The sequence below is a fragment of the Nonomuraea sp. ZG12 genome, assembly GCF_052068115.1.
Lineage (GTDB): Bacteria > Actinomycetota > Actinomycetes > Streptosporangiales > Streptosporangiaceae > Nonomuraea.
This window is the reverse complement of sequence record NZ_JBQHCW010000010.1, coordinates 184,212-206,311: the sequence shown is the minus strand read 5'-3', so window position 1 is coordinate 206,311 and position 22,100 is coordinate 184,212. Positions and strand designations below refer to the sequence as shown.

Sequence of the window (22,100 nt, the reverse complement as noted above, 5' to 3'; positions counted from 1 at the left end):
GATCGATCCCGCAGCCTGAACAGCAGGGGTACCGCTGGCCCTACCTCACGTGGTCGGGTTCGGCGTCAGCGGATCTCGTACGTGCTGGTGGTGCCGCTCACCTCGTTGCCGACGACGAGCAGCGGGCGCCTGGTCGGGCTGTCGTGCGCGGGGACGAAGGCCAGCCCCTCGGGGCCGAGGTCGCCGTCCCGGGTGTTGACGTAGTCGGCCAGGCGGGGCCGGCGCGGGTCGGTCACGTCGTAGGCGACGACGCCGCCGACGCGCTCCAGGCCCACGAAGGCGTAGGTACGGCCCTTGATCGTGCCGACGGTGACGCCCTCGGGCTCCGGCCCCTTGTTGTCGCTGCGGGAGTCGAAGTCGTCCTCCTCGTTGTCGGTGTTGAAGTGCTCGGGCAGCTCGCGGGCGATCAGCCGCTCCAGCTCGTCACCGGAGTCCCAGACCAGCTCGCCGGAGGCCGACCGGATCGACAGCGAGCGGGTGCCGAAGACGTGCAGCGCGGTGTGCGCGCCGTCCGCGTCCTTGGGCGAGTCGGCCGCGACGGTGAGCCGGCCCAGCTCGGTGTCCTTCTGGAGCTCGGCCGCGTCCGGGAAGGCGGAGGAGGACAGCTTCAGGTCCTTGACCCGCACCTCGTCGGTGTAGCAGTCCCAGTCGCGCGTGTCCCCCTCGTTGGCGGTCACCAGGTAGGTCCGGCCACGGGAGCTGAAGTCGGCGATCGCGTCCGGCAGGTACATGCCCTTGACCGGGTGGGGCCGGATGTCGATCTTGTCGTCCTTGTCGGAGGCGTCCAGCCCGTTCCCAGCCGCCGCGTGGTCCTTCAGCCCGAGCGCCGCGATGTCACGGACCGTCCCCCTGCGCAGGTCGACGACCGCCAGCGCGTTGTTCTCCTGGAGGGTCACCCACGCCGTGTCGCCCTCGACGGTGACGTACTCCGGCTCCAGGTCCTGGGCCGCGCTCGCCTTCGGGCCGCTGATCCGCACACCCTTGGCGCGGAGCTCGTCCTCCCGGCCGTTCCACGCCCGGAAGTCGGCGGTCCGTACGGTGCCGCGCCGTACGTCGACGATGCTGACCGAGCCCTCGGGGTCGTTCACCTGGTCATCGCAGTAGGAGGAGGGCTCACCCTCGTTGGCGACGACGACCTGCCGGCCGTCCGGGGTGAAGGTCAGCATGTCGGGCAGCACACCCACCGTGACCTGGCGGAGCTTCCTGCCGGTGCGCGTGTCGAAGAAGGCGACGCTGCCGGGCTCGGTCTTGGCCTCGGCCTGCTGCGCGACGGCGAGCATCCGGCCGTGCACGGCGACGCTGTTGGCGCCCGGCGTGGCCAGGGTGGTGACCTTGCGCGGCCGGCGCGGGTCGCGCAGGTCGAGGACGTCGACCGTGCCCGCCTGCGCGTTGACGACGAACACCCGGCGGGTGGCGGGGTCGTAGGCCGGGATCTCGGCGGCGCTGGTGCCGACGGAGCCGGCGGAGTATCGGCCGAGGAAGGACAGCTCGATCCCCCGGGTCTCGGCCGAACCGGCGGCGGGGGTGGCCGTGAAGAGTGCGGAAAGCACCAGGCCGGCGGTGGTGAGGCGGGCGAAAGTCGTCGTGCGCATGAGGCGCAGTGTCACGAAGGCCCGTGACCTTCCCATGTCTCGCGAATGAGCACGAAATGAACCATCGATCTCAGGCCGGGATCAACTATCCGCGCCCGGCTTGAGCAAACCGGTGTCGTACGCCGCCGCGACCGCGGCCGCCCGGTCCTTCACGCCGAGTTTGCCGAACAGGTGCAGCAGGTGCGTCTTCACCGTCGCCTCGGTGATGAACAGCTTCGCGGCCACCTCACGGTTGGTCGCGCCCCGGGCGATGAGCGCGAGGACTTCGAGCTCCCGGCGGCTCAGCGTCCGCCGTTCGGGCTCCCGCGACCGCTGCGTCAGCACGCCGGTCACGGACGGGGACAGCACCGTCTCGCCACGGGCGGCCGCCTGCACGGCGCGGCGCAGGTCGGCGCGCGGGGTGTCCTTGAGGAGGTAGCCGGTGGCGCCCTGGTCGATCGCGGGCAGCACGTCGGCGTCGTCGTCGAACGTGGTCAGCACCAGGATGTGGATGCCGGGCGTCTGCTCGCGGAGCCGGCGGATGACCTCCGCGCCGCTCATCTTCGGCATCCGGAGGTCCATGAGCACCACGTCGGGCGCGGTCCGCAGGGCCACGACCAGCGCCTCCGGCCCGTCGGCCGCCTCGCCGACGACCTCGAAGGCGTCGTCGCCGGTGAAGATCCCGCGCAGCCCGTCCCGTACCACGGGGTGGTCGTCGACAATGATCATGCGGATGGGCACGGCTCACCCCGTCGCGGTGGAGGACGGATCGGCCGGGATGGCCGGAATGCTGGCGGAGATCGCGGTGCCCTGGCCCGGCCCGGCCTCGATCACCAGGTCGCCGGCCAGCCGGGTGACGCGCTGGCGCATCGCGACGAGCCCGAAGCCACCGACGTCGGAGGGCCCGGTCTCCTCGGGGACGAACCCGGAGCCGTCATCGCGTACGTCAAGAACCACGACATCCTCCATGTACGACAACGTGAGGCCGACGCGGGAGGCGCCGGCGTGCTTGGCGACGTTGGCCAGCGCCTCCTGCGCCGTGCGCAGCAGCGTGCTCTCCACCGCCAGGTGCAGCGGCCGGGGGTCGCCGGTCACGGAGAAGCCGGCGGGCGTGCCGGTGGCCCGCGACCATGTCGCCGCGACGCCCGCCAGGGCGGTGGGCAGCTGCGCCTCCTCCAGCGGAGCCGGGCGTAACGCCTGCATCGATCGGCGGGCCTCGTTCAAACTGTCCCCGGCCAGCGCGCGCATCGCGGCCAGCCGCGAGCCGAGCACGGGGTCGTCGACCGCGCCGTCGATGGCTTCGAGCTGGGTGATGATGCCGGTCAGCCCCTGCGCGACGGTGTCGTGGATCTCCCTCGCCATCCGCTGCCGCTCCCCCAGCACGCCGGCCTCGCGGGCCCGCGTCAGCAGCTGGGCCTGCAGGTCCGCGTTCTCCGCCGCGAGCGCGGACAGCTCGGCGCCGGTCCGCCTGAGCTGCTCGATCATCACCTTGCGCTGGTCGTTCTGCTGGGAGATGGCACGGATCGAGAGCCCGGCCGTGGCGGCGACCAGCGTCGCGACGAGGAACGAGAAGACCATCTGCGCGGGTGACCGCCCCTCGGGCACCACCACGAGCACCGCGGCCGTCGCCGCAACCCCCGCGTACGCCCACCGACCGGGCAGCACGGTGAAAGCCTGGATGAACGCCCCCACCCCGGTCACCGAGAACACCCCGTCGATCCTGACCAGCGCCCCGACGAGGACGAGCAGCACCACGAAGTAACCGGCCAGTGCCCACGGCCGCTCGCCCCAGCCAGGCTGCCGGCCCACCATGAACCAGTGCCAGGCCATGGCGAGCACCGCCAGGACCAGCAGCTCCAGCCGCCACTCCCGGAGCAGGGCGAAGCCGGCGGGCAGCAGGAAGAACAGGTAGGGGACGGCGGGCCGGGCGCGATCCCAGCGCGGGACGTCGCCGCTCACCATCGGCGAACCCCGGCCATGGTGCCACCAGCGACCATGACACCCAGCCTAACCGGGACGGGCACGCCGCTCCACGGCTTGCGTCGCGGGCTTCGGAGTGCGGGCGGGCTCTCGTACGATGAGGGGGTGCACAGGCTCATCCGCTCCGTGTGGAACGAGCCCCGTCCCCCCGACCCGCCCGCGCGGGTGTGGCGCGACTGGGTGCTTGTCGGGGTGCTCGTCGCGCTAGCTGCGCTCGAAGGAGCCCTGCGGCCGGATCTTCCGTGGCGGGCCGTCTCGGTGACGGTCACCATCGGGCTGGCGCCCCTGTTGCTCTGGCGCCGCACCAGGCCACTGCTGGTGATTGTGATCATTTTCACCGTCGGCAACCTGGCCACGCTGCTCACCGCCGGCGCCTCCGGCGAGACGTACACGATGGCGTACATGTTGATCTTCGTGTACGCGCTGTTCCGGTGGGGGGCCGGGCGTGAGGCGGTGATCGGGCTGGCGATCGCGCTCGGCTCGGTCCTCCTGTCGATCCTCTTCAGGCAGCTCGCCGCCCCCGACCTGATCGGCGCGTTCGCCGTCATGTCCGCGGCCATCGCCCTGGGGGTGGCCCTGCGCTTCCGGGCCAGGGCGCGGTTGCGCGAGCTCGATCAGGTCAAGCTGCTCGAACGCGAGCAACTGGCCCGCGACCTGCACGATACCGTCGCCCACCACATCTCGGCCATGGCGATCAGGGCCCAGGCGGGCCTGGCGACCTCGGCCTCGCGGCCGGACGCCGCGACCGACGCGCTGCACGTGATCGAGGCGGAGGCGGCCCGCGCCCTGGACGAGATGCGCGCCATGGTCCGCGTCCTGCGCCAGGACCAGCCGGCGGACCTGGAGCCCGGCCGCGGCATCACGGACCTCGAACAGCTCGCGAGCCACGGTCCGTCCGGCCCCGCCGTCCATGTGGAGATATCCGGCGCTCTCGGCGACCTCCCGCCGTCGGTGGGGGCCGCGATCTACCGCCTCGCCCAGGAGTCGATCACCAACGCCCGGCGGCACGCGCGGCACGCCACCCGCATCGAGGTCCGCGTCGCCGCCGACGACACCTCGGTGCACCTGCGGGTGAGCGACGACGGCGAGAGCATTCTCGTCCGCCAGCCGCCCGGTTACGGCCTCATCGGCATGATCGAACGCGCCGACCTGCTCGGCGGCACCTGCGTGGCCGGTCCCGGCCCCAACCGCGGCTGGACCGTGACCGCCGTGCTCCCCCGCGCGGGGGCGGCGACGTGAGCGTCCGGGTGCTCGTCGCCGACGACCAGGAGATCGTCCGCACCGGACTGGCGATGATCCTGGACGCCCAGCCGGACATCGAGGTCGTCGGCCAGGCGGCCGACGGGCGGCGGGCCGTCGAGCTGGCGCGGCGGCTGCGGCCGGACGTGTGCTTGTTCGACATCCGGATGCCCGGTCTCGACGGCATCGCCGCCACTCGTTCCCTCGCCGGACCGGGCGTCGCGGACCCGCTCGCCGTCGTCGTCATCACCACGTTCGACCTCGACGAATACGTCTACGCCGCGCTGCGGGCCGGCGCCCGGGGCTTCCTGCTCAAGAACGCCGGCGCCCGGCAACTGTCCGAAGCGGTCCACGCCGCCGCCAACGGCGACGCGCTCATCGCCCCGAGCATCACCGCCCGCCTGCTCGGGGCCTTCGCCCGCACCGGCCCCGCGTCACCGCCCGCGCGGCCCATCGAGGCGCTCACCGACCGCGAGGAGCAGATCCTGGCGACCGTGGCGCGCGGGCGCACCAACGGCGAGATCGCCGACGAGCTGCACATCTCGCTCAGCACGGTCAAGTCCCACATCGCCAGCCTGATGGCCAAGCTCGGCGCCCGCAACCGCGTCGAGATCGCCATGTGGGCGTACGAGACCAACCGGGTCAAGAACTCCGCCGAATGATCCATTCGGCCACGGCGAGGTTGATCACCCAGCCGGCGGCCATGGCCACCGCTCTGGGCAGCTCGCCAGGTGTGCCGTCCAGCGCGAACAGGGGCACATGGGTGAAGGCCTGGGTGCCCGCGCCCATGCCGATCGCGTAACCGCGGATCATCCAGGCGCGGTGCCGGGCGAAGTCCCGCCGCCGGATCGCGGCGAAGCCGAGCACGATGGCGACCACCATGGCCGTGCCGAACACGAGCCGGGAGGCGGCCACGAGCGGGCCGTCCATCGCCGGCAGGGCGTAGAACACGCTCATCCAAAGCCCGGTCAGCGCCGCGATGAGCCCGCAGGGGACCAGCACCCGCCCGGCGACGCGATGCCAGCCGCGCTTCCGGCGCAGCCTGGGCACGAACTGGAACGCCCCCAGGACGCTGTAGACGGTCACGGTGATGATGTGCAGCACCACCGGCACGGGCGCCGCGAAGAACCGGGCGTTGTCCGGCGTGATCTCCGCGCCGCCGGTCAGCTCGGTCAGGCGGATGCCGCCGGCGAGCACGGGCACGAAGGCGAGCCCGATCAGCGCGGCGGGCACCCGCCACTGCGTCTTGCGGCGTTCCGTCGCCATCTTGTCTGTCATGCCCCTGAGCGTGACGACTGGAGGGATGGTTTCCATCAGCGGAACGGTCCCCGCTGAGCCGGTCGATCGTCCGCCAATCAGGCGTACTTTTGGCTGATGACCCCTTTTTTCAGGACTTTTACGCTGATCGCACTGTTCCCTTCCCGCCTTTGAGGAGATGCAATGAAGGCGTTCGTCCTGCGCTCGTACGGCTCACCCGACGTCCTGAAGCTCACCGACCTCGACCGGCCCGTCCCCGCCCCCGACGAGGTACTGGTCCGGGTGCGTGCCACCTCCGTCCAGCCGTTCGACTGGCATCTCATGAGAGGCCAGCCGTACATCGCGCGGCTGATGGGCGGCCCTCTCGGTCCGCGCAGGCCGAAGATCGACATCCTGGGCGGCGACCTCGCCGGCCAGGTCGAGGCGGTCGGCGCAGACGTGACCGAGTTCGGTCCCGGCGACGAGGTGTACGCGATGTCCAAGGGGAACGGCTTCGCCCAGTACGCCTGCGTCAAGGCCGCCGAACTGGCCCCGAAACCCAAGAACCTGACCTTCGAGCAGGCAGCGGCCGTGCCGGTGGCGGCCAACACCGCCCTCGTGGCCCTGAAGGACCGGGTCCAGCCGGGCACGCGGGTGCTCGTCGACGGCGCTTCTGGGGGCGTGGGCACGTTCGCCGTGCAACTCGCCAAGGCGTTCGGAGCCACGGTCACCGGCGTCTGCGGCAGCCGCAACGTCGGCCTGGTCCGCTCGATCGGCGCGGACGAGGTCATCGACTACACCAAGCAGGACTTCACCCAGCTCGGGCAGCGCTACGACCTCGTACTGGACATCGCCGGCAGCCACTCGGCCCTCGCCTGCCGCCAGGTTCTGACCCGTAAGGGCACCTATGTCGTCATCGGCGGAAAGGCCGGACGCTGGGTCCAGCCCGCCGGTCACACGATGGCCGCGGTCATGCTGTCGCCGTTCGTCTCGCAGACGATGACCATGGCCGACGTGATCGGCTGCACCGAGAACAAGCGAAACCTGATGACACTGACCGAACTCATCGAAACCGGCAAGGTCACCCCGGTCATCGACCGCACCTACTCCTTCGAGGAGATCCCGGAAGCGCTCAGATACCAGGAGGAAGGGCACGCCTCAGGCAAGGTCGTCGTCACGATCTGAGCCCTCGTGCCACCGCCCGGATAGACCCGATCAGGGGCTGCTTCGATGGATTCGTCCGGTTAGAGTGGCCGCACTGAAGCGGGTGAAACTGGAGGAAGCATGCTGCTCTTACTGGCTCGCATGCTGACCCGGATCGCGGCGCTGGGAACGTGGTGGACGCCGGTTCTCGTCTTCAGTCTGGTGTTCCTAACCAGCTGGCCCCTGATGGCCCTCGCGGAGCCCGCCGACAGCGCGATCGTCGAGCCGGCCAACTACTGGTGGTATTTCGTGGTGACCGCCGCCACCGTCGGATACGGCGACCTGTACCCGGAGACGGCCGCGGGCCACGCCGTCGGCACCTACGTCATCATCGGCGGCATCGCGACGTTGACCACGGTGTTCGCCCGGCTGGCGACAGCACTGGAACGAGCGAAGGGACGACGCATGCAGGGCGCCATCACAGCGGAGAACTCCGGCCACATCGTGCTGCTCGGCTACACGCCGGGACGAACCGAGCAGATGGTGGACGAACTGATCGCCGACGGTTCGACCGGCATCGTCCTGTGCGCCTTCGACGACGTGCCGACCCACCCGATGCCCGACCGCGATGTCACCTTCGTACGCGGCGACCTGACCGACGACGGCGTCCTCCGCCGGGCCGGCGTGCAGCGGGCGTTCAGCGTGCTGGTCGACGCCCGCGACGACAACGAGGCCCTGACGGTCACGCTCACCGCCGACCACGTCGCCGACGGCGCCCATCTCGTCGTCGCGCTCCGCGACATCGCCAAGATCCGCCAACTGCGCTACGTCAACGAGTCCGTACGCTGCGTCCAGTGGCACAGCCCGCACATGATCACCGAGGAGCTGAAGGACCCCGGCATCACCGAGATCTACACCCACCTGATGACGCACAACGGCGCCGACACCTATTCGGTGCGCTTGCCGGACTCCCTGGGCCAGGTGCGGGTCGACCGCTGCCAGATGACGCTCGGCAGAAGGTACGGCGCCACCATGCTCGCCGCGCGCACCGGCGACAAGCTGCTGGTCAATCCCAGCTGGCAGACCGAGCTGCCGACGGGAGCCGTGCTCTATTACGTCGGCTCCCGCCGCCTCACCCCCGACGAGATCGCCAAGGCAGTACGCGAAGCCGGCTGACCTGCGTGGATGACGCGCCGCTTCGGGCGATCACCCGTGTCGGTCTCTTCCCTGAGCACCCGTGCCTGGTGAAGGACTACTCGCTCTTCGGGGAATCCGGCCAGTACGGAACCGACCACTGGGCGGCGGAGCCGATGATCGCGCCGTCCAGGGTGACGATGCTCAGCTCGATCCCGCCTGCAGGCCATTCCACGCCGAGTTCGAAGGCCTCCCGGGGTGGCGAGGGCCAGAGCCACAGCCCCATGGTGATGACGCTGTCGTCTTCGCTCCCGCTGCGCATCGACACGCCGCGCGTATCAATTACGGGCCGACATTCCGCCGGACATAGAGTCCGAAAGTGGAGCCGGAACACGGCAAACGCATCCCCGTCGCCCTCAGGGAATCAACAATATTGCCGGCGGCAACTTCATTGAGTTTACCGTCCTCGCACGCTCGAGCGAGAATCCACAGAGTTCCGTGCACCTCCAGCCCATTCGCCCTGCCTACCTCCACAGCCTCGCGATCATCGGTAATGGCGATCCCGCGAGACAGTTCAGCTGCCGAAAACACGCTGGCTTCCCCGAGATTACGCTCCGAAGATCCGATACGCCTCACCCACTTGGTGAAGCATCTGATCTCTTCGAGCGTGTCCAGCCTTGCCAACTGCAGCCAATCCGTGTCCAGCACGGCCTGAAGGATCGGATACGCCCGCACCCCTTCGCGTATCTCCTCGCGCACCACGTGAGTCGTCAGACAGGTGTCACCTGCCAGCAAGTCGCGCAGCACGTCAAGGCGCTCCGCACGGGCGAAATGATTGAGGCACATCGCGTCGAATACCAGGACGGGGGCCTGTCCAGCGCTGGTCAAGGCTCAAGATCCGCATCGTCGCGCAAGGGCAGATCGGCTGCCGTTACCTGACCGCGCATGAGCTCGACAGCTCGCGACCCGGTGATAAATGCCTTCTTGTAGGATTCCATCACCGCATGCGCATAGCTCGGAGGGACTCGAACCGTTTCCAGATCAGGTTGCGGCGCCCATCCCACCGCTTCCATCAACTCCGCGCGGGTCGGGTTCCGCCGGCGCATTTCTTTAGCGATGCCCCTGTCGATGACTTCCGCTGTGACGGCTTGCCGCATGGTCAGAGACCAAGACGTTCTGAAACGTGCGGCCAGAGCCACCAGGTCCTCTCGTTTTACGGCCCCGCCCGGCGAAGCGGCATTTCGGACCACTTCGGTGGGGAGAAGGAGCTCCACTGCGAAGGCGTCGATGGTCGCCTCCCTCTCATCCCGAGAGGCATGCACGCCTATATCAGTGGAGTACTCGTCACCGACGATCAGATGCCCCAACTCATGAGCCGCAGTCGCGCGGCGGCGACCAGGATCACCCTGCCTGCTGACAACCGCGACAGCGAGGTCGCCCTCGATCAATGAAGCGCCTTCACCAGGCGTCTCGACCACCGCAACGAGCTGACCCAATCGTTCGCACACACTCATGAGTGAATCGATGGGATCCAATCCCAGACTGAGCCGATCTCTGACCCAAAGGGCCGCACGACGGGCGCTCGGCGCATCCTGAATCGCTTCTGGACCTCGCTCGATCGCAGGAGGGGAGAACTGTCCGATCTCCATGAGCTGCCGAATGTCGGCCACCCACGTGGACAGGGCGATTTCCAAGCGGTAGGACTGTCGAGTCGCATCCGTGACCGTGTCGTCGGCCAGGTCCGTCCGACGGGACACGACCAGCGGTGGCGTATCGAGGAAGTAACGTAGCGGAACATCGAGCACTGATGACAGCTTGGCCAGTTCGAGCGCATCGACTCGACGAACACCCCGCTCGATCTTGGCGATCATTGTTCGATCGAGATTCAGGGCTGACGCAAGCTGCTCCTGCGACATGTCAGCTGCTAGACGACATTCGCGTACACGCTCGCCTATATCCGCCCACTCTGCAGGATCCCTCATAGTGCGATAATCGCACGATGCATGCGTACAGCGCGACCTCCTCAAGCCAGCCCCAGGCAATCGTTATCTCGAGAGCGCTTTACTGCGATTTCATGCCATCACCTTGCCCGGAGGGGCGAGTGGGGCCAGCTCGCGGCTGAGGCGGAGGACGGCCTGGGTCATGTGGGGGTCGGTGGCGGGGCGGAAGGGGGCGATGGGACGGGCCTGGGGGCCGATGACCAGGCCGGTCTGGCCGTTCAGTGAGGCGTCGGCCGCCGCGAGGAGCGAGGGCCGGGCGGCCACGGCCGGGGAGACGGAGGTGGCGCGGTCGAAGCGCCGCCGGACCAGTGGCCAGAGCAACCGCAACCCGGGCGAGACGATCTTGGGCGATCGCATGGTGCCGTCGGTCATGTCCGTGGCTGCGCCGCCGGGGTCGGCCGCGAAGACGGCGATGCCGGTGTCTCTCAGGCGTTCGGCCAGGTCCAGGGTGTAGGCGAGGTTGGCGAGCTTCGCCCGGCCGTACCAGTGGAAGGCGTAGTAGCCGCCCGGTGGCTCCACCGCGTCGAAGGAGCGTTTGGCGGTCACGACGGAGCCTGAGGTGACGTTGACGATCCGGCTCGGCCCTCCTGCCCGGAGCTGGTCCAGCAGTAACTCGGTCAGAAGATACGGGGAGAGGTGGTTGACGGCGAACGACGCCTCGATGCCGTCCACCGTTCGCTGCCGCTCCGTGAACATCGCGCCGACGTTGTTCACCAGGACGTGCCAGGGCCCGGTGAGGTGAGCGGCGAGAGCTCGTACGGCATCCAGCGAGGCCAGGTCGGCCGCGACGAACCTCGACTTCGGGCCCGTCGCCACCGCGTCGATCCGCTCGACCGCGCGGGCACCACGCTCGGCGTTCCGGCCCACCACCGTCACCGCGTGACCGAGGGCCGCCAGCCCGATCGCCGTCTCCAGGCCGATCCCCCCGGTCCCCGCCGTCACCACAACCCGCTTGTCCATGACCCCACCCTTCGCCGGTCAGCCATAACCGGATAGCTATCCGATTGCCTTTGGGCACGGTAGCACAACCGGATGGCTATCCGGTTGGTGGACGTCAGCGCGGCGGGCGCAGGCCCTCAAGGAGTACGGCGAGGTAGATCTCGGCGTACTTGGCCTGGTCATCGCCGATGCGAACCGCATGCCCGATGCCGCAGATCAGCCGGCGGACATCGTCGGCTCCGAGACCAGGCCGAATCGCCCCCGCCTCGCGGGCGCGGTCGAGCAGGTGCGTGAGGGCGAGCTCCAGCTCGCCCTTCATCGCCGACATCCGCCCGTCGGCATCGCTGTCGGATTCGAACACCGCGGCGAACCCGGAATCGTTCAGCATCCGCTGGAGCGTGAGCCGCAGCAGCCGATGCAGGCTCGTAACAGCGTCCTCCTCGGCCGCCGCGGCCTGCGCTTCGCCGATCAACTGCTGGAAGCGCTCCACCAGCAGCGCTTCCAGCAGCGCGTGCCGATTGGGGAAATGCCGGTACACGGTCCCGACGCCCACCCCGGCGAGCCGGGCGATGGAGTTGAGCATGAGCGAGTCGTCACCGGCGTCCAGCTGCTCGCGGGCGATCCGCAACACCCGCGCACGGTTACGCGCGGCATCCGCGCGCAACGGCGTGCCTCGCTCGGGATCGGGTGTCACGGGCTCAGTCTAAGCCGCATAAACCGCAGGCCCAGAACGCCGTACCACAGCATGATCGGCAGGTGGAGGACGTATCCGAGCTGCTCCAGCGCCACCGTCGGGCCGGCGGTTCCGGTCGTCCACGGGAGCACGACCGCGGCCAGCCCGGAAAGGGCCGCGACCAGGCCGGCGACACGGAGGCGGGCAGGCATCGGAACGCCGGACGCGGCGGCGACGGTGGCGGCCACCCACAGCAGCCCCGCCAGGTTGACCAGCCACTTGGCGGTGAGCATGACCGCCAGGGCCGCCGAGGCGGCGGCGGGGACGGCGGCCAGTTGGGTCAGCGCCAGATTCCCGGCATCGTGCAGCAGGCCCGCCAGCCCGGCCGCGGCCAGCAGGCCACCCGCCACCGGCCCACCCACCATCGGACCGCCCGCCACCCGCCCGGCCGGCCCGGCCGGGCGGGTGGTCATGGCCAGCCCGGCGGTGGTCAGCGCCAGCCAGCCCAGCACGTCGAAGGCGAGCTCGGTCAGATGCAGGCCGGCCTGCTCGCCCACGGCGGCGAGTGTGGCGGCGGGGTCGGACGGATTCAGGGTCAACCCCGATGGCACCACGATGACCGCACCGGTCATCATGGCTACCAACGAGGTCAGCAACAGTACGCCGATGAGCCGGCTACGAGGATCGGTCATGGCGGTGACGGTAGAACCCTGACGCGGCGGCAAGGTCAACACGAGGGGATGCCATGTGGCGGATCGGGCAACTGGCGCGCATGGTGGGCGTGTCCGAACGTACGCTGCGCCACTACGACAAGATCGGCCTGCTCGTTCCCGCCGCGGTCGACGGGGAAAGCGGCTACCGATGGTACGGCGTGACCGAACTGTCCAGGCTTGAGCGCATCCGCGGCCTGCAACGCCTCGGCCTGCCGCTGCGTCAGATCGCCGATCTGCTGGACGCCCCCGAGACCCAGGTACGGCAGGCGCTGGCCGAGGTCGTGGCCGGCCTCGAACGCGACATCGCCACGCTGGCCGCGACCGCCGCGCACGCCCAGGACCACCTCGCCACGCCGATGTCGATCCTGCCGCAGCAGGCCACCGTGGGCCCGCGCCACCTGCGCGTCCGCCGCCTGCGCGTAGCGCACGCCGCCGAGCTGGCCGGCCTCTGCGCGACGCCGCCGGCCACACTGCTGACCTGGCTGTACGGCCCGCCGACGGGCCGATTCGCCGCCGCCGTGACCACCGAGCGCGCCGGTGAGCAGCTCAGGCTGCAAGCCCGAAACGTCGTACGGGCCATCGTCCCGCCCTCGGTGGGGATCGTCCGCGCCGGACAGGATCTGTTCGGCTGGCTGAGCCGCCACCGGCTGACCGTCGACGGCCCCACTGTGGAGGAGCACCTCGTCGACGCCGACGGCGCCCACGCCATCGCCCTGGAGGTGCCGGTCGCTCACGATGGCGCCCGGGACCGGCCTGGGCGCCTTCAGGGCCGTATGTTCAGCTCGGCTCAAGCCCTTTAGCCATACGCCTTCTCGGCCTTTTCGTAGGCCTGGACGGTCGACTGCTTCTCCAGCCGACCCCCGTCCGCCTGCCACCGGGGTGTGATCTCCCCATAGGGGACCTGTTTGCGGAGCTCGGTGAGGTTCTCGTCGGTCACGAGCAGGCCGGCAGAGCGCGGGTCCAGTCGATGATCTCGGCGAACCTTGCGGACACGGTGTGCGTATTGCCGGCGAGGGCGGCCAGGGCCGTCGCGTTCCCGTAGATCTGCCGCAGCGCGGTCTGCGCCTTGTCGGCGGCCTCGCCAGACCATGGGGCGTCGCGCAGGTCCCGCGCCCGGCTCTCCAGAGCGCTGAGCCGGGTCAGGACTGGTCAACCGGGGGCGGGCAGCTCGGGCATCGAGACTCCGATCATCGGCCACGCCTACCCATACGGAGATCTTTCTTGTTAAGCGGCGATCAGCGTGGCGATCCCACGTTGATTCGGACAGGACGCCCAGCGAGATGCCCAGGGCCGCGGACCCCTACCCGTACTCCTTCTCCGCCTGCTCGTAGGCCGCGAGGAGCGGTGTGCCGGCGGCCAGCCACGCCATGCTGCTCTCGGCGAGCTCGTGGGGGACGTTATGCATGCGCTCGACGTCCGCGCGCAGGTCAGTGGCCATTTGGTCGGTCACGAGCAGGCCCGGCAGGTCCTGCTTGATGCGCTTGGGCAGCAAGCGATAGACGTCGAGGAACTCGTTGTTCGCCTCCGCGAGGAAGCTCCGGGTCCGGCTGTCCGCCGAGCCGCCGAAATCCCACAACTCATCCCAGTCGCCACGATGCGGGTCCACCACTTGCTCGAAGTTGGCGGAGCACCAGGAGGTGACCTCCGTGAACCTCCTGGCCGCGGCATTCAGACTGCCGGCGGTGGCGGCCAGGGCGGTCACGTTCGCGTAGATCTGCCGCAGTGCGCCCTGGGCCAGGTCGGCGGCCTCGCCGTGCCAGGGAGAGTCGCGCAGGTCCTGCGCCCGGCGCGGTAACGTGTTCGCCCGTTCGACCAGGGAGCCGGCCATCTCATCGAAGTACGTCGGAACATCTCCATAGAGCCAGAAGGTGGAGTGGCTGAAGTCCTGCACCGCCTTCGCCGCGGTCATGTCGCCGACGCCGTAATCGATTTCAGGCAGTTCGAGCACATGACTACCGTTGGGGTAGAGCTTGCTCGGCCTGCCTCCGTAGCCCAGGAGCCCCTTGCCGTCAGTCCCGGGGATCCGCTGCGCGAACCGGGTAAGGGGGATGTCGCCGAGCTGGGGGGTGTCTGCGAGATCATATCTGGCGCAGGCTCGTTCGATCAGGAGTCCGGCCATACCGATCTCGGCGTGCAGGTCGTTCCAGAGCAGGCGCGCCACATTGCCGGCGCCCTGGAGAAGGGCGCCGAGATCTTGCGGCAGGCGCCAGTGGAGGTTCGGGATGCTGTTCGGCAGTTTCTTGAACGCCATGTCCACGTCGGCGTCGACGGACAGCTCGATGAGCCTGCCCGAAACGGCTTTCACGCCCTTGCGGTCGATCTCGACCCCGTCTCGCCGCTGCTCGTTTCCGAGTCCCGGCCAGTATCCGGGGAGTTTCGGCTCAGTTTCCCACTCGGACCACTGATCTGCGGGCGTTGATTCCGGATCACGCATCGAGACTCCGATCATCGGGGGTGCCTCACCCTACGAAGATCTCTCACAAGCGTGCAAACCCGGTGTCATACGGCGTCAGGAGTGAGCTCCGCCGCTGCCTGGACCGCCGGCGGCTTGAGGAAGCCGGTGGCCCAGGCGACGGGGATGGCGATCACGGCGATGACCAGACCGGTGATCAACGGGGCCGAGGCGCCGGAGCCGCTGATCGCCACGCCACCGGCGACCGAGCCGGCCGCGATGCCCACGTTGATCGCGGAACCGGGCAGCGCGGACGCCAGCGCGCCACCCGGACCGGCCAGGCTCACCACGCGGACCTGCAGCGAGGGCACCATGCCGCCGACGAACAACCCCAAGGCCGACATCACCAGCGCGACGAGCAGCGCGACCGCGCCGACGAGGTGGAGCGCCAGCAGACAGGCCGCGGCGCCGACCGTCGCCGTGATGAGGGTACGGGCGGCGTTCCGGTCGGCGAACCGGCCGCCGCCGAACGCGCCCATCGCGTTGGCCAGGCCGTAGGCGAGCAGGAACACGCTGATCAGCGCACCGGAGATGCCCGTGACACCCTCCAGGAACGGCACGATGTAGGTCAGCGCCGAGTAGACCGCCGCGAAGACCAGGAAGTTCAGTGCCAGCACGGCAAGCACGCGTGGGGCGAAGGCGTACCTGGCCTGGCCCGCGACGCCGCCGGTGGTGCGCGGCACGGACGGCACCAGCGCCACCGTGGCGATCAACGCGACCACGCTGAGCAGGATGATCCCGGTGAACGAGCCGCGCCACCCCACCGTCTGCCCGACCAGCGTGCCCAGCGGTACGCCCAGCGCGGCCGACACCGAGATCCCGGAGATGATCACCGAGATCGCCCGGCTCGCGCGCTCCGGCGGGACCAGCGCCATGCCCGTCACGAACCCGACGGCGATGAACAGCCCCTGCACCGCGCCTGCCAGGACACGTGCGGCGACGAACAGCCCAAGGTCGGGGACCAGCAGCAGGACCAGGTTGGCCAGGGCGAACAGGATGAGCGTGCCCACCAGCACGGCCCGCTTGTCCAGCCTGATCGTCAGCGCGGTCAGGATCGGCCCACCGATCGCCATCCCCAGCGCGTAGGCGGTCACCAGCGTGCCGGCCGCGGCGACGGAGACCCGGAGATCCGTGGCGATCAGGTTCAGCACGCCGACCACGAGCAGTTCGGCGCAGCCCAGCACGAACACCCCGAAGAACAACGTGGCCAGTGCCAGGTTCGTCCTGGCCAGGCTCAGCTGGGTATCCATGCGCGCCCCCCACCATAGTTACTCGCGGTAATTGTACTATTACGCAGAGGAACGTACTCGCAACGGATGGGAAGCTCGATGACCGTCAATCCCTACGCCGCGGCGCCCTTCAGCTACGCCTCCATGCCGGGCGCGACCCCGTACTCGATCGTCGAGCTGATGCCCGGCGCGCGCAACCTGATGCACCACGCCCAGGTGACGGCCGGCGAGCGGGTGCTGCTGCTGGTCGAGCACACGGCCGACCCCGTCGTCGTGCAGGCCATCGCCGCGGCGGCGGCCTACCGCGACGCCGACGTGCATGTGCTGTCCGTGGCGCCGTTCAGCCCAGGGGGGTGGGACAAGGACGTGACCCACCAGATCGAGACGGCCGCCGTACGGGAGGCCGACGTCGTGATCAGCGCCACCTGGTGGGGCGAGGTGCACACGGCGCCCCTCTTCTTCGACCAGATCAGAGCCCTGCCCCTGCGCTTCGCCTCGCTGCACATGGCGGCGACGGCCAGCGCCATGCTCACCGGCGCCCGCTTCCCCAACGAGGTCTACTACGCCATCAAGCATCGGGCCCTGACCAGTCTCAACACGGCCCAGAGCATTCGCGTGACCTCCGCCCTGGGCACCGACCTGACCCTGTCGCGCTTCACCTTCACCCTCGACGAGGGCCCCCTGGGCCCCGGCGACTGGCAGCCCTTCCCGTACGGCGGCGCCAACTTCCATCCGACCGCCACCGAAGGCGTCCTGGTCATCGAGGACTCCACCTTTACAGGCGTGCCGGAACAGCCCCTGCGCATCACTCTTGAGGAGAACCTGGTGCGGAAGATCGAGGGCGGGATCGCCGCCGAGCACCTCCGCCGCGCCTCACCCGACGGCTACTACCTCCGGCACGCCCTGATCGGCCTCAACCCCAAGACCCGGCTCTCCGGCGGCACCCAGTTCGAGCGCGAGAAGCACGCCGGAGCCTTCTACTGCGGCCTCGACGCCCTGAGCGACGGCGCCCCGATCGCCACCAGCCCCGGCTTCGCGCACTGCGACTGCCAGATCGACCGGCCCACCATCCACGTCGACGGCGAACCGTTCGTCGAGGACGGCCGCCTGCTGCTCCTCGACACCCCGGAGATCCGGGAGGTCGCCGCCCGGTACGGCCCACCCGACGTGATCCTCGACGACAACCCGCTCATGATCCTCCCCCGCCGCTACACCGGGGGAACGGCGACCCGCTGATCGCCTGGAGGCACCTAGGCGAACCGCACCCCCGCAGGACGGAAGATCGAGGCTGCGAGGCTCTGGACGAAGCGCATGATCAGCGCTTCGAGCAGCATGAAGGCGGCCTTGGCAAGCAGGGAGGCGAAGAACTCAGACAACTCTCTACCTAACGGTCATGTGGGCATTTACGAGCATATTTCGCTATAAAGGTGTCAAGGTGGTATCGGTTGGTCTGGCAGTTCGGTGAACGGTCGATGACTACTCCCTGATGGCCCGCTGTTCGATCAGCACGCTCACCATGGTCGCGGCCGCGGCGCAGCCCAGGCCGATCCCCCAGCCGATGAGGCCGGTCGGGCGGCAGCCGAAGAGCTGACTGAGCCCCGGCACCGAGATGATCACGACCAGCGCGGCCAGCGACGACACCACGGCGAGCACCACCATCCGGTCACGCCCGCCCAGCGCCAGCGTCTGCAGCAACTGCGCCACCACCAGGCCGATGAGACCGACCGTATCCGCCCGCCCCCGGGTGCCGCTCACCCGGGCCAGCGACCATGCCGCGGTGGCGGCGGCCGCGGTGACGACGGCGCGCAGGTAGATGTCCCGCGTCAGGGCGGCGCCCAGCGAGGCCTCCGGCCCCTCGGACAGCAGGCGCTCGGGACTGGACGCGCTGGGCGGCCGGATGGCCACCGCCATGGCGGGCAGCATGTCGGTGAGCAGGTTGACCAGCAGGAGCTGGCGGGTGTTCAGCGCACTCCGGCCGGTCAGGAAGCTGGATCCGAGCGTGAAGGCGATCTCTCCGATGTTGCCGCCGAGCAGGATGCCCAGCGCGTCGCGTACGGAGGCCCACATGCCCCGGCCCTCGATGATCGCGTCGATGATCGTCTCGATGCGGTCGTCTGCCATGACGATGTCGGCGGCGGCCCTGGTGGCGGGGGCGGCGTTCGTTCCGAGGGCGATGCCCACGTCGGCGAGCCGGATCGCGGGCACGTCATTGGCGCCGTCCCCGGTGACGGCCACGACCTTGCCCGCCTCTCGGAAGCTGGTGACGATCCGCGCCTTGTGCTCGGGCGTGACCCGGGCGAACACCGCCACCTCGGTCAGCGCCTCCGTCAGGGCGTCGTCGTCGAGCGCCTCGAGTTCGGGGCCGGTCATCACGCGCAGCCCGTTCAGCGCCCCGATCTCCGCCGCGATGGCCTCCGCCGTGCTGGGGTGATCGCCGGTGAGCATGACGACCCGTACGCCGGCCCGCGTGAGTTGCTCCACGCTGCGCTTGGCCGTCGGGCGCACCGGGTCGGCCATGCCGAGGAACCCGAGGAAGCGCAGGTTCTCGATGCGCGACTCGTCAAGGTCGGCACGGCTGGAAGCGGGCCGCTCGGCGACGGCGAGCACACGGTAGCCCTGCAGCGCCAGCCGTTCCATCCCCTGCTCCAGCTCCCGCCTGATGCGCTCGTCCAGCGGAACGTTCTGTCCGTCCACCACCATGCTGGTGGACCGGGAGATCACGATCTCGGGCGCGCCCTTCACGCTCAGCAGCTGTCCCGACTCCGACCGGCCCAGTACGGCGTGGTAGCCGCGAGCCGGCTCGAAGGGCAGCTCGTCCACGCGCTGCCACGTACGGAGCCCGTCCTCCGGGGTGATGCCGAGCCGCTCGGCGCCTGCCACGACCGCGCGGTCCGTGGGGTGCGGAATGGCCCGCCCGCCGTCGAACCTGGGTCCGGCGCGCAGCGCCGCGCCCACGATAGCCCTCAGCTCGGGTGCGGCCTCCTCCACGGTCTGCTCGACCCGGCCGTCCGAGACCATGCGCAGGCTGATGTGGCCCTCCGTGAGGGTTCCCGTCTTGTCGAAGCAGAGCACGTCCACCCGGCCCAGGGCCTCGATCGTGGACGGATTGCGTACCAGCGTGTTGCGGGTGGACAGGCGCTTGGCCGAGGCGAGCTCGGCCACGGTGGCGACGAACGGTAGCCCTTCCGGCACCGCCGCCACCATCATGCTCACCGCCGGGGCGAGCGCCTGGGCCAGCGGCGCGCCGCGGATCAGCTCGACCAGCAGCAGAACCACGCCGGAGCCCAGCGCGGTCGGCAGGATCTTGCGGCCCAGGGCGCGCAGCCGCAGCTCCACCCCGCTCGGCGGCGGCTGTTCCTGGCTCAGCTTGGCGGTCCTGCCCGCCACGGTCGCCTCGCCCGTGGCCACGACCACGGCCAGCCCGTGCCCTGCCGCGACGGTCGTCCCCTCATAGACCATCGACGCCCGATCCGCGATGGCGGGCGCCGCGGTCGGCGCGGCGGTCTTGCCGACGAGCTGGGACTCGCCGGTGAGGGGCGCCTCGTCCATCTCCAGCCCGGCCGCCTTGATCAACCTCCCGTCGGCCGGTACGGCGTCGCCGGCCCTGAGCTCGATCACGTCCCCGGGCACCAGGGCGTCGGCGTCGCCCGGCACGAGGCCGGAGGGGCGGCGGAGCCGTACCCGGACGGCGGTTCTCTCGGTGAGACGGTGCAGCGCGTGGTCGGCGCCCCGCCGCTGGGCACCGCCGAGCAGCGCACCCGTCACGGCCACGCCGCCGATCAGCAGCGCGTCGAGCACCGAGCCGAACGCGGCCGACAGGCCCGCCCCCGTGGCCAGGAGGGGGGTCATCGGGTTGACGAGCTCCTCCACCGACGCACCGACCAGGGACTGCGGCCCCTTGGCCGCCGGGCGGACGGTTCTGCGGCGTTCGGCCTCCGCCTCGGTCAGTCCGTGGGGCGACGTGCGGAGCCGTTCCACGACGTCGCGGACCGCCATGGCGTGCCAGGGCGTGTGGTCGGCGCGGATCGGCGGGGCCTCCCGCCCGACGCCCCTGGCCGTCCACTGCCCGGCCCCGAAGGAGGCCAGCGAGGTGCAGTCGCGCACCAGGTTCGCACGCGCGATCGCGGTCGTGGCCGGGCCGAGGAGCGCCAGCCCGACGCCGGCGACCGAGCCGGCGGCGGCCAGGTACACCGCTCGCACGCTCGCCTTCCTGGCCGAGGCCAGGTAGCGGAGGAGCAGGTGCACGCCGTCCAGCTCGGCGATCACATCGGCGTCCCACGGGACCCGCCGCACACCGTCGAGCAGGCCGATCCCCAGGTCGGCCTGGCGCAGCCCACCCCGCCCGCGCCGCGACACCACCGCCACACCACGCCCCTCGGACTGCAGACCCCGCACCGACGCGGCGAGCCTGGCCCCGCCGTCGATGGAACGTTCCAGACCCAGCCGCCGGGCAAGGCCCGGCTCCCCACCGGCCAGGACCACCTCGCACGTCCCCTTCGGGGCCGTGACCAGGGCCTCGGCGGCAGGATGCAACTCGCGGACCAGGCCGACCAGGGCGATCGGAGTGCCGTCCCGTGCCACCTCGACCGCGCGTACGCCATGCTCCCGCCACTGCTCGGGCATCTCCGTGTGCGGTCGCGCGCGGAACCCGTCGCGGTCGCGCTCAGCGCCGGGGTCGGTGAGGTCGAGCAGCGTGTACAGCCGGGCATGCAGGTCGTCCGAATCCACGTCGGGGGCGAGCGGCAGCACGCCGTCGATCGTCCACGCGCCCGTGGTGAGCACGGCGGCGTCCAGGACGACAGTGTCGATACGGTCCATGCGGCGCAGGGCCTCATGGTCGAGCACCATCGTGCCGCGCCCGGCCAGACCACGCCCGACGGCACTGGTGAAAGCGTCCCTGCCGAGGCTCGCCGCCTTGGGGGTGCCGCTGATCAGCACGGACAGCCCGCGCCGGTGGCTCCGGCTGATGATCGAGGTCACTCCGTGCGCGGCCAGCGACGCCGCGCCGGCCGCGTCGGCGTACCGCTCCACGGGCCCGCGCGGCAGCGGGACCGGCCGCGCCGCCGCCGATGCGGCGATGTGCCGGTACGCCCCCGGCGCTGCCGCGAACTCCTCCTCGCGCCGCTCCCACACCTGCCGCCCGGCGCGGGCCTCGACGTAGCGTGCGGCCGCGGCGACGGAGTCGATCAGGAGCGACGCGGGCCGCATGCTCAGCGTCTGCGAGACGATCCTGGACGTCATCAGCACCGCGTCCACGGCGGGTTTGCCGATGCGCTGCTCCAGCTCCGTACGCACCCGCGGGGTGTGTTCGGCCAGCGCGACGAAACTGGGCACGGCGGCAGGCAGCGCGGGCAGGCGGAACAGCCGGCCGGTCGCGGCCAGCCCGGCACCGGCGAGGTGCAGACCGAGGCTGATCGCGGCCCTGGCCTGCTGCTCCACGCCGTCGAGAACGCGAGCCGGGTCGGGCGGCCGGTCGTCGGCGTCGCACTCCTCCACGATGGCCACGAGCTTGGCGACGTCCGTCGTCTCGTCGCAGCCTGCGAACACGCTGCTGAGCGCCCCGTTCACCTCCGCGCGCGGCGCGCCGGCCGCGCGCAGCCGCTCTTCCAGAACGCGAGCGGGCCCCTCGGTGCCGGGCCCGCCGATGCTCCTCAGCTCGATCCGTACGCCCCCTGGGCATGGCCGTACCCGGCGGGAACGCGGGAGGACGCTCCGCACCGGTTGCGGAAGCATGTCAAGCAGCGCGTCAGTGGAGAGCATGCCCAACAGCGCCATACGTCCTCATGTTCTC

The 22,100-nt window shown here is 70.2% G+C and carries 21 protein-coding genes and 1 pseudogene; 6 read left to right on the top strand and 16 right to left on the bottom strand.

The features are described 5' to 3' along the window. Positions 1-65: 65 nt before the first annotated feature. From ACTMTF_RS27020 to ACTMTF_RS27010, 3 genes are all read right to left on the bottom strand, one after another. The gene (locus ACTMTF_RS27020) at positions 66-1,592 is read right to left on the bottom strand and encodes a choice-of-anchor I family protein (RefSeq protein WP_441113172.1); all 1,527 of its coding nucleotides are present in this window, start codon (positions 1,590-1,592) and stop codon (positions 66-68) included. An 81-nt stretch (positions 1,593-1,673) separates the two neighbouring features. Next, positions 1,674-2,300: a response regulator gene (locus ACTMTF_RS27015; protein WP_397006790.1), complete on the bottom strand. Its 627-nt coding sequence runs from the start codon at positions 2,298-2,300 to the stop codon at positions 1,674-1,676. 15 nt (positions 2,301-2,315) lie between these two features. Continuing rightward, on the bottom strand, positions 2,316-3,533 hold the full coding sequence (locus tag ACTMTF_RS27010; RefSeq protein WP_441113171.1) for a sensor histidine kinase: 1,218 nt from the start codon (positions 3,531-3,533) through the stop codon (positions 2,316-2,318). Between the two features lie 123 nt (positions 3,534-3,656). Between ACTMTF_RS27010 and ACTMTF_RS27005 the strand changes: the two genes are divergently transcribed. Together ACTMTF_RS27005 and ACTMTF_RS27000 are read left to right on the top strand one after the other, a co-directional pair. After that, entirely contained in the window at positions 3,657-4,790 is a 1,134-nt protein-coding gene (locus ACTMTF_RS27005; protein WP_441113170.1) for a sensor histidine kinase, read from the top strand. Beyond that, positions 4,787-5,452 carry a response regulator gene (locus ACTMTF_RS27000; RefSeq protein ID WP_441113169.1) on the top strand — a complete coding sequence of 222 codons (666 nt, stop codon included), beginning with the start codon at positions 4,787-4,789 and terminating at the stop codon, positions 5,450-5,452. Before ACTMTF_RS27005 ends, ACTMTF_RS27000 begins: the two co-directional genes overlap by 4 nt. Here the strand turns inward: ACTMTF_RS27000 and ACTMTF_RS26995 are convergent. Further along, positions 5,433-6,068 carry a DUF2306 domain-containing protein gene (locus ACTMTF_RS26995; protein ID WP_397005609.1) on the bottom strand — a complete coding sequence of 212 codons (636 nt, stop codon included), beginning with the start codon at positions 6,066-6,068 and terminating at the stop codon, positions 5,433-5,435. The genes ACTMTF_RS27000 and ACTMTF_RS26995 overlap by 20 nt on opposite strands. 162 nt (positions 6,069-6,230) lie before the next feature. Between ACTMTF_RS26995 and ACTMTF_RS26990 the strand changes: the two genes are divergently transcribed. Next, the gene (locus ACTMTF_RS26990; RefSeq protein ID WP_441113168.1) at positions 6,231-7,211 is read left to right on the top strand and encodes an NAD(P)-dependent alcohol dehydrogenase; all 981 of its coding nucleotides are present in this window, start codon (positions 6,231-6,233) and stop codon (positions 7,209-7,211) included. Between the two features lie 99 nt (positions 7,212-7,310). Further along, positions 7,311-8,345 carry an ion channel gene (locus ACTMTF_RS26985; RefSeq protein ID WP_397005613.1) on the top strand — a complete coding sequence of 345 codons (1,035 nt, stop codon included), beginning with the start codon at positions 7,311-7,313 and terminating at the stop codon, positions 8,343-8,345. A gap of 76 nt (positions 8,346-8,421) precedes the next feature. Here the strand turns inward: ACTMTF_RS26985 and ACTMTF_RS26980 are convergent, their stop codons facing one another. The 7 genes and pseudogenes from ACTMTF_RS26980 to ACTMTF_RS26950 all read right to left on the bottom strand — a co-directional run bounded on the left by ACTMTF_RS26980 (position 8,422) and on the right by ACTMTF_RS26950 (position 12,607). Then, positions 8,422-8,625: a hypothetical protein gene (locus tag ACTMTF_RS26980; RefSeq protein WP_441113167.1), complete on the bottom strand. Its 204-nt coding sequence runs from the start codon at positions 8,623-8,625 to the stop codon at positions 8,422-8,424. A gap of 20 nt (positions 8,626-8,645) precedes the next feature. After that, a complete protein-coding gene (locus ACTMTF_RS26975) occupies positions 8,646-9,191 on the bottom strand; it encodes a hypothetical protein (RefSeq protein ID WP_441113166.1) in 546 nt (181 codons plus the stop codon). Beyond that, positions 9,188-10,285: a helix-turn-helix domain-containing protein gene (locus tag ACTMTF_RS26970; protein WP_441113165.1), complete on the bottom strand. Its 1,098-nt coding sequence runs from the start codon at positions 10,283-10,285 to the stop codon at positions 9,188-9,190. Before ACTMTF_RS26970 ends, ACTMTF_RS26975 begins: the two co-directional genes overlap by 4 nt. A gap of 90 nt (positions 10,286-10,375) precedes the next feature. Next, a complete protein-coding gene (locus tag ACTMTF_RS26965; protein ID WP_441113164.1) occupies positions 10,376-11,263 on the bottom strand; it encodes an SDR family NAD(P)-dependent oxidoreductase in 888 nt (295 codons plus the stop codon). A 94-nt stretch (positions 11,264-11,357) separates the two neighbouring features. Beyond that, on the bottom strand, positions 11,358-11,732 hold the full coding sequence (locus tag ACTMTF_RS26960) for a hypothetical protein (RefSeq protein WP_441113244.1): 375 nt from the start codon (positions 11,730-11,732) through the stop codon (positions 11,358-11,360). 15 nt (positions 11,733-11,747) lie between these two features. After that, positions 11,748-11,825, bottom strand: a pseudogene (locus ACTMTF_RS26955) (TetR family transcriptional regulator); the annotation flags it as partial. 107 nt (positions 11,826-11,932) lie between these two features. Continuing rightward, the gene (locus ACTMTF_RS26950) at positions 11,933-12,607 is read right to left on the bottom strand and encodes a hypothetical protein (RefSeq protein ID WP_441113163.1); all 675 of its coding nucleotides are present in this window, start codon (positions 12,605-12,607) and stop codon (positions 11,933-11,935) included. 53 nt (positions 12,608-12,660) lie between these two features. Between ACTMTF_RS26950 and ACTMTF_RS26945 the strand changes: the two genes are divergently transcribed. Beyond that, on the top strand, positions 12,661-13,428 hold the full coding sequence (locus ACTMTF_RS26945; RefSeq protein WP_441113162.1) for a MerR family transcriptional regulator: 768 nt from the start codon (positions 12,661-12,663) through the stop codon (positions 13,426-13,428). Here the strand turns inward: ACTMTF_RS26945 and ACTMTF_RS26940 are convergent. The 3 genes from ACTMTF_RS26940 to ACTMTF_RS26930 form a co-directional block, all read right to left on the bottom strand. Continuing rightward, the gene (locus ACTMTF_RS26940) at positions 13,425-13,565 is read right to left on the bottom strand and encodes a hypothetical protein (protein WP_441113161.1); all 141 of its coding nucleotides are present in this window, start codon (positions 13,563-13,565) and stop codon (positions 13,425-13,427) included. The two genes, ACTMTF_RS26945 and ACTMTF_RS26940, sit on opposite strands and share 4 nt — an antisense overlap. Before the next feature lie 363 nt (positions 13,566-13,928). Further along, the gene (locus ACTMTF_RS26935) at positions 13,929-14,933 is read right to left on the bottom strand and encodes a hypothetical protein (RefSeq protein WP_441113160.1); all 1,005 of its coding nucleotides are present in this window, start codon (positions 14,931-14,933) and stop codon (positions 13,929-13,931) included. Positions 14,934-15,127: 194 nt separating this feature from the next. Then, the gene (locus tag ACTMTF_RS26930) at positions 15,128-16,330 is read right to left on the bottom strand and encodes an MFS transporter (protein WP_441113159.1); all 1,203 of its coding nucleotides are present in this window, start codon (positions 16,328-16,330) and stop codon (positions 15,128-15,130) included. A gap of 78 nt (positions 16,331-16,408) precedes the next feature. Here ACTMTF_RS26930 and ACTMTF_RS26925 point away from each other — a divergent pair, with 78 nt between their 5' ends. Then, on the top strand, positions 16,409-17,545 hold the full coding sequence (locus ACTMTF_RS26925; protein ID WP_441113158.1) for a hypothetical protein: 1,137 nt from the start codon (positions 16,409-16,411) through the stop codon (positions 17,543-17,545). 14 nt (positions 17,546-17,559) lie between these two features. Here ACTMTF_RS26925 and ACTMTF_RS26920 read toward each other — a convergent pair whose 3' ends face one another. Further along, the gene (locus tag ACTMTF_RS26920) at positions 17,560-17,685 is read right to left on the bottom strand and encodes a hypothetical protein (RefSeq protein ID WP_441113157.1); all 126 of its coding nucleotides are present in this window, start codon (positions 17,683-17,685) and stop codon (positions 17,560-17,562) included. A 100-nt stretch (positions 17,686-17,785) separates the two neighbouring features. Next, positions 17,786-22,084 carry an HAD-IC family P-type ATPase gene (locus ACTMTF_RS26915; RefSeq protein WP_441113156.1) on the bottom strand — a complete coding sequence of 1,433 codons (4,299 nt, stop codon included), beginning with the start codon at positions 22,082-22,084 and terminating at the stop codon, positions 17,786-17,788. Between the last annotated feature and the right edge of the window lie 16 nt (positions 22,085-22,100).